Raw genomic sequence first — 6,568 nt, 5'->3', positions numbered from 1 at the left:
GCGGTCCCTGATGCCACCGGCCCGCACCGCCTGCGCGGCGCGGGCCTGGTCTGGGTCATCGGATGCCTCCCTGCTGATCGCGCGGCTCGGGTGGCGGCGGCGCCACCTGCTCCCCGGGTGGCGCGGTCTGCTGGTCGGCGGGAATTTGCGCCACCGGCTGCGGTGCGGCAGGGTTCTGTGCTGCTTCGGGTCCCGGTGCCTGCCCAGCCGGTCCTTGCGCTTGTGCCGCGGAATCAGTTGCCTCCACCGGATTCTGGGCGGCGGGTCGCGGCGTCTCGGCGTGCGACGGGACCGGGGAAGGCGGCGCGGCGGGCATCGGGCTCGCCTGCGTGCTGTTGGCCTGCGTTCCATTGGACTGAGCGCCATTTGCCGGAGCGCCATTGGCCTGCTCGGCGGCAGACCTGCCCGCAGGCGGCGTGATCGAGACCGGCACGACGTGCTCGCCCTGCGCCTGCGCGTGCCCTGGCCGCGTGGTCGAGGGCTTGGGCGGCACGTTCAACGGCGGCGCAGGCGCGCCCCGCGCGGGAGCCTCCGTGCCGATCACCGTCACCGTGCCGTCCGGCTCGATCACCAGCCGGGCCGGGTCCTTCGCCGGGATCATGCCCAGTTCGCGGGCGCGCGCCGCGAGTTCGGGCGCCGAATCGGCGGCCTCGACCTCGCGCTGCAGCCCGGCGCGCTCCTCGGAGAGCTTCCTGTTGAGCTCCCTGGCGTCGCTGAGCTGGTAACTGTCCTCGGCCGCCCGGGTGGTGAGCAGCAGGGTGAGCGCGAGACCGCAGCCGAGCATCGCGATGATCGCCGCGACGAACGGGATCCGCGCGGCCATCACCGACCTGCGAGTCGGCAACAGCGCGGTGTCGGTCCGCTGTTCGGCGCGCGTCTTGCGCTTCGCGTAAGCGCGCTGCGCCGCACCGGATTTCACCCGGTCGGCGGCTTGCACCCGACGAGCGACCCGACCTGGCGACTCGACCGTACGCGTTCGGATACTCATGGTGTCGTCGCCTCCTCTGTTCCGCAAGAACACCCCCACCCCGTCGACGTCGTGCGATCCGCGACGATCGGGCCGCGCGCGGCGGCTCCGGTCGTGGACCGACGTCCGATGAGCACGACGGCAGCCGAGCTGCTGCTCGATGTCGTCACACTCATCCCTTCTCCTGAATCCGTTCGGCCGCCCGCATGCGCACCGGCGCGGCCCGCGGGTTCTCTTCCACTTCCCGCTCGGTCGCCTTCTCGGCGCCGCGGGTGAGCATCCGGAATTCCGGTCCCATGCCCGGCAGTTCGACCGGTAGGTCCACCGGGGTGCGAGAGGCGATCCGCGGCGCCAGCTCCTGCTTGACGACCCGGTCCTCCAGCGACTGGTAGGACATGATCACGATCCGGCCGCCCAGCCGCAGCGCGTCGAACGCGGCGGGCAGCGCGGCGCGCAGCGAGTCGAGCTCGCCGTTGACCTCCACCCGCAGCGCCTGGAAGGTGCGCTTGGCGGGATGCCCGCCGGTCCGCCTGGTGGCGGCCGGGATGGTGGCGTAGAGCAGTTCGACGAGCTCGGCGCTCGTGGTGAACGGCCGCTGCTGACGACGGCGCACCACCTCCGAGGCGATCTTGCCCGCGAAGCGCTCCTCCCCGTAGGTCTTCAGCACCCTGGCGAGCTCGCCGTGGCTGTAGGTGTTGAGCACGTCGGCGGCGGTGATCCCGGTCGTCGGATCCATCCGCATGTCCAGCGGGGCGTCGACGGAGTAGGCGAAGCCGCGCTCGGCCTCGTCCAGCTGCATCGACGAAACGCCGAGATCCATCAGGATGCCGCTCACCGAACCCACCGGATCCAGCCCCGCCTGTGTCAGCGCGTCGGCGATGCCGTCATAGGTGGTGTGCACCAACGTGATTCGGTCGGCGAAGGGACGCAGCCGCTCTCCGGCCAAGCGGAGCGCGTTCGTGTCCCTGTCGAGCCCGACCAGTCGCAGCTCCGGATAGGTGCGCAGGAAATGCTCGGCGTGGCCGCCGAGACCGAGAGTGGCGTCGACGTAGACGGCGCCCGGCTCGGTGAGCGCCGGGCCGAGCAGTTCGTCGGCGCGGCCGAGCAGAACCGGAACATGCCGGGGGCCGTGCTGTTCACGGTTCACCCTCGACCTCCCGGATTCTCGCGTCGTCGCTTGCACCGGACGGGCGATCGCCTCGGTGGCCGAACGTTCGACCATCGCACACGGGTCGCCTTGTTCCACAGTGCTTTTGGTAAAAGAAGCTGCTGTCGAAGACGAATGCCCCGTGGTCTCTGACCGAACTACGGCACCTGGCGTCGGGGAAGTACGCCAGGGTCCGCGTCCGGGCAGAGGCCGCGTGGCACTCGTCCGCTCGGGCTAGAAGATTCCGCCCAGCGACTCGTCTCTCGCTTGCGCGTAATCCTCCTCGTGCTCGGCGAGGTAGGACTCCCACGCCTGCTTGTCCCATATCTCGAGGAAGTCGACCGAGCCGATCACCACGCAATCCCGGTCCAGGTTCGCGTAGCGCCGATGATCGGCCGACAACGTGATGCGGCCCTGTGCGTCCGGACGCTGTTCATCGGTTCCGGCCGCGAGTGCCCTGACGAATGCGCGGGCCTGCGGATTGCTGCGAGACGCGGCCGCGGCTCGCCGAGCGAGCGCGGTGAACTCTTCCTTGGGGTACACGGCAAGGCTGTGGTCCTGACCCTTCGTGACCATCAACCCTCCCGCCAGATCGTCTCGAAACTTCGCAGGCAACGTGAGTCGCCCTTTGTCATCCAGCCGAGGTGTGTAGGTACCGAGAAACAACTCGATACCTCCCTACCGGATCACCTCTCTGGATGGCCTCTCCTGTAGTGCGCGCTCCACATTACCCCACTTTCCCCCACTTTCAATCGAAAGTGGAGGTGATCTCGCTCCCCGCCGAGACGATTTCGCAGGTCATCCCAGCTATCACCGGGTGGGGAACTTTTTGCGTGTTCTGCCGACACGCGGGCATCGGCGCGTCGAGGCCCGAAAACATCCAGCAAACCGCCCTGGTAGCCAAGGCCCTCGAGGTGGAAGGGGGTGGTTCTGGGGGAAGGTGGGGAACGCCGTGGGGAGACGTGGGGACCGACCCATCGGGGTGAAAGCCCCGGAAACGCGAGCAGGCGACGCAGCACCAGTACGTGGTGCGGCGTCGCCTGCCGTGATGAAGATTTCGGGTTACAGCCGAGCTACTCCTGCTCGAACCGTCTCCGGAAGCGATCCTCCATGCGTTCGGAGAAACCACCGGACTTGCGCTGACGCCCAGGTCCGCTCGATCCGCCACCGCCCGGCCCGCTGGTGGACGCCTCGCCGGAACGCGCGCCACGGGCGGCGCTCTTGGAGGTGCCGATCAGCAGAAGCACGCCGGCGCCGAACATGACGATGAATCCGATCAGGCTGATGATCGGAAAGCCACCGGGCTTCACCGGAGCGGCGATACCGGCGACCAGTAGAAACAGACCGAGGACGAACAAGGCCGCGGCCTGGAGTCTGCGACGACTCGAGGTCGAGCGAAGGCGTCCGCCGCGGACGGACGAGGCGAACTTCGGATCCTCAGCATAGAGCGCGCTCTCGATCTGTTCGAGCATGCGCTGCTCGTGCTCGGAGAGTGGCACGGTACCTCCCCCGGCACTAGGACGTGGCTTGTCGCCTCCGGGTAGGCGACAGATAGCCGACCTTGGCGGCTATCTGTCACCAATGATACGAGTTCGATCAGGGCCGTACCACCTTCTCGGTGATAACTAAGCGGTCATGCCTCCGCTCCATCCCGGCGCGGGCCGCAACCGCGCGGCCGAATTGACCAGATCTTCCACGTCGTGCAGGAATGCTCCCACCCGCGAAGAGAACTCGTCGGCCTGCTGCTCGTCGACTTCGCGGTCCAATCCGGCCTCCAGCGCGGCGCGCAATTCGGAGCGGGCGCTGAAGTAGTCGGCCCACATGACGAACTCGGGCGCGGCGCGCTGCAGCAGCACCCAGGCGTTGCGCGAGCGGGCGCGCGGCGCCGCGTCGGCGCCGGTGAACGCGAGCACCGCGCCCGCGCCGCGCAGCGCCGCCAGATACGCGGTGCGAAAGCGCTCCCTCGGGTCGGTCTCCCCCGCCGCCTGCAGCAGCAGTCCGTCGGCCTTCTTCAGCAGTTTCCCCGCCTTGCCGGGCTGCCCCGGCTGCTCGATCCGACTCATCGGCACGTCCCTCCGCACTCGTACACCCACCGGTCCCGTGCACCGCGCGGACCGAACAGGTATTCGAACGTTTGAATTGAGCTTGAATATAAAGACGCCCACCGACAACTTTCCGCGTCCGCGCGGTCCGACGAGAGCCATGACAGCCGTCAAGCCACACCACTCCCCCGCACCCGCACCCGTCGTCGTCGACCTCTCGGTCGCGGACCTGCGCTACCGGCTGCACGACGCGCTAGCGGTCTATGTCGCCGCGATGGACTATCCGCGCGGCACCGAGAATCACCGCGCTCCGATGTGGACCGAGCACACCACCCGTGCGGGCTGGCAGGCGGTCGCGGCGCTGCTGCCCGACGAGGACGGCCGCGTCGACCTGCGCACCTCGCCCATCGTCGCCATCGCCTACGGCTATCACGGCGCGCCGCACCAGTGGTGGCACCAACAGGTGCACAGCGGGATGCGCCGCTCCGGCTGGCCGGAACACTCTACGCGCGAACTGCTTTCGGACTACTTCGAGCTGACCGAGCTGCACGTGCACCCGAGCGCGCAAGGTCGGGGCATCGGCGCGATCCTGCTGCGCAGGCTGCTCCAGAACCGGACGGAGAGCGCGGTGCTGCTCTCCACACCCGAGGTGGCGGGTGAGGGGAACCGCGCGTGGCGGCTCTATCGCCGCGAGGGATTCGCCGACGTCATCCGGCATTTCGTGTTCGCGGGCGACAACCGGCCGTTCGCGATCCTCGGCAGGCGGCTGCCGCTGTGAGCGGACACGACCTCGGCGCGGCGAGCGCGACGCATGCGGACGGCGGCGGAGCGCGACCGTGCACGTCGTAGTCGTCGGTTCCGGGCACAATGCGCTGGTGGCGGCCTGCTACCTGGCGCGCGACGGACACCGGGTCGAGGTGCTGGAACGGGACGAGGTGCTCGGCGGCGCGGTGTCGACGGTCGAGCGGTTCCCCGGACACCTGGTGGACCGAGGCTCCTCGGCGCACATCATGATCCGGCACACGGGGATCGTCGAAGAGCTCGAGCTGGAGCGTTTCGGACTCCGTTATATCGATTGCGATCCCTGGGGCTTCACCCCCGCCGATGCCGAAGGCCGCGCGCCGCTCGTGTTCCATCGCGATCTCGACGCGACCTGCGCGTCCATCGCCGAGGCGTGCGGTACGGCCGACGCCGAGGCGTACCGGCGGTTCGTGGCGGTGTGGGGTCCGCGCAGCGCACGGGTGATGCGCGCGTTCGGCGGCGCGCCGGGGCCCGGGCATCTGCTGCGCTCGTTCTGGGGATTGGATGCCGCGGACGGCGGCAGCGCGCTGTCCAGGGAGTTCCTCCAGTCCGGGGACGCATTGCTCGACGCCTGGTTTCGCGACGAACGGCTCAAAGCGTCGCTGGCCTGGTTCGGCGCGCAGTCCGGTCCGCCGATGTCGGAACCGGGAACGGCCCCGATGGTCGGCTTCGCGGCGCTGATGCACACGCTGCCGCCGGGGCGGGCGGTCGGCGGCAGCGGCGCGTTGAGCGCGGCGCTGGTCGCGCGGCTGCGCGCCGACGGCGGGACGGTGACCGCCGGTGACGCGGTCACCTCGATCGCGCGCGCCGGCGAGGGCTGGCTGGTGCGCACCGCGTCCGGGCGCGGTCTGCGCGCCGACTCGGTGATCGCGGGCGCGCACGTGCTCACCACGCTCGACCTGCTGCGCGCGGGCGGCTTCGACGGCGCCGCACTGGACGACTGGCAGCGGCGCATCCGAGTCGGGCCCGGCATCGGCATGGTGGTGCGGGTCGCGACGAGCGCGTTGCCCGGCTACCACGGGGCCTCGGCGAAGGAATCCGCGCGCGGCCTGCAATTCCTGGTCTCCGACCGCGCCCAGCTGCGGCGCGCGCACGGCGCCGCGCTGGCAGGCGACCTGCCGCCGCGGCCGGTGGTACTGGCGATGAGTTTCAGCGCGCTCGATCCGAGCATCGCCCCGCCCGGCGAGCACCAGCTGTCGCTGTGGGCGCAGTGGCATCCCTATCGGCTGGCCGACGGCAGCGACTGGGCGGAGCACGCCGAGCGCGAGGGCGACCGGATCATCGCCGAAGTCGAGTCCTACGCACCGGGTTTCGCGTCCAGTGTGCGTCAGCGGTTCGTGCAGACGCCGGTCGACCTGGAGCGGGAGATGGGGCTGCGCGGCGGCAATGTCATGCACGTCGAGATGTCGCTGGACCAGATGATGCTGTGGCGGCCGCTGCCCGAGCTCTCGGGTCAGCGGGTGCCCGGTGCGCCCGGCCTGTATCTGACGGGCGCGTCCACCCATCCCGGCGGCGGCGTCTCCGGCGCGAGCGGGCGCACCGCGGCACGGCTCGCCCTCCGCGACGCCAGGCGCAGGCGATTCCCCTTCCCGCGCAGACGATGACGGCCTC

At 70.0% G+C, this 6,568-nt stretch carries 7 protein-coding genes; 2 read left to right on the top strand and 5 right to left on the bottom strand.

Annotated features, from left to right (window positions below; translation table 11 throughout):
* Positions 1-55: 55 nt before the first annotated feature.
* The 5 genes from ftsL to AC3ERS_RS03990 form a co-directional block, all read right to left on the bottom strand.
* A complete protein-coding gene (gene ftsL, locus AC3ERS_RS04010; protein ID WP_431963528.1) occupies positions 56-988 on the bottom strand; it encodes a cell division protein FtsL in 933 nt (310 codons plus the stop codon).
* A gap of 151 nt (positions 989-1,139) precedes the next feature.
* Complete coding sequence (gene rsmH, locus AC3ERS_RS04005) at positions 1,140-2,114, bottom strand: 16S rRNA (cytosine(1402)-N(4))-methyltransferase RsmH (protein WP_431963526.1); 975 nt, start codon at positions 2,112-2,114, stop codon at positions 1,140-1,142.
* A gap of 234 nt (positions 2,115-2,348) precedes the next feature.
* Positions 2,349-2,780 (bottom strand): division/cell wall cluster transcriptional repressor MraZ, encoded by a 432-nt coding sequence (gene mraZ, locus AC3ERS_RS04000; protein WP_067785767.1) that lies wholly within the window; start codon positions 2,778-2,780, stop codon positions 2,349-2,351.
* A 407-nt stretch (positions 2,781-3,187) separates the two neighbouring features.
* Complete coding sequence (locus AC3ERS_RS03995; protein ID WP_431963523.1) at positions 3,188-3,613, bottom strand: DUF3040 domain-containing protein; 426 nt, start codon at positions 3,611-3,613, stop codon at positions 3,188-3,190.
* Between the two features lie 126 nt (positions 3,614-3,739).
* The gene (locus AC3ERS_RS03990) at positions 3,740-4,177 is read right to left on the bottom strand and encodes an SAV_6107 family HEPN domain-containing protein (RefSeq protein WP_431963521.1); all 438 of its coding nucleotides are present in this window, start codon (positions 4,175-4,177) and stop codon (positions 3,740-3,742) included.
* A 139-nt stretch (positions 4,178-4,316) separates the two neighbouring features.
* Here AC3ERS_RS03990 and AC3ERS_RS03985 point away from each other — a divergent pair, with 139 nt between their 5' ends.
* Entirely contained in the window at positions 4,317-4,934 is a 618-nt protein-coding gene (locus tag AC3ERS_RS03985; protein WP_431963519.1) for a GNAT family N-acetyltransferase, read from the top strand.
* A gap of 58 nt (positions 4,935-4,992) precedes the next feature.
* Positions 4,993-6,561, top strand: a complete 1,569-nt coding sequence (locus tag AC3ERS_RS03980) for a phytoene desaturase family protein (RefSeq protein WP_431963517.1) — start codon at positions 4,993-4,995, stop codon at positions 6,559-6,561.
* Positions 6,562-6,568: the final 7 nt, after the last annotated feature.

The organism is Nocardia sp. bgisy134 (assembly GCF_057708325.1).
The sequence above is the reverse complement of the archived record's forward strand: the minus strand, read 5'-3'. Positions and strand labels throughout refer to the sequence as shown.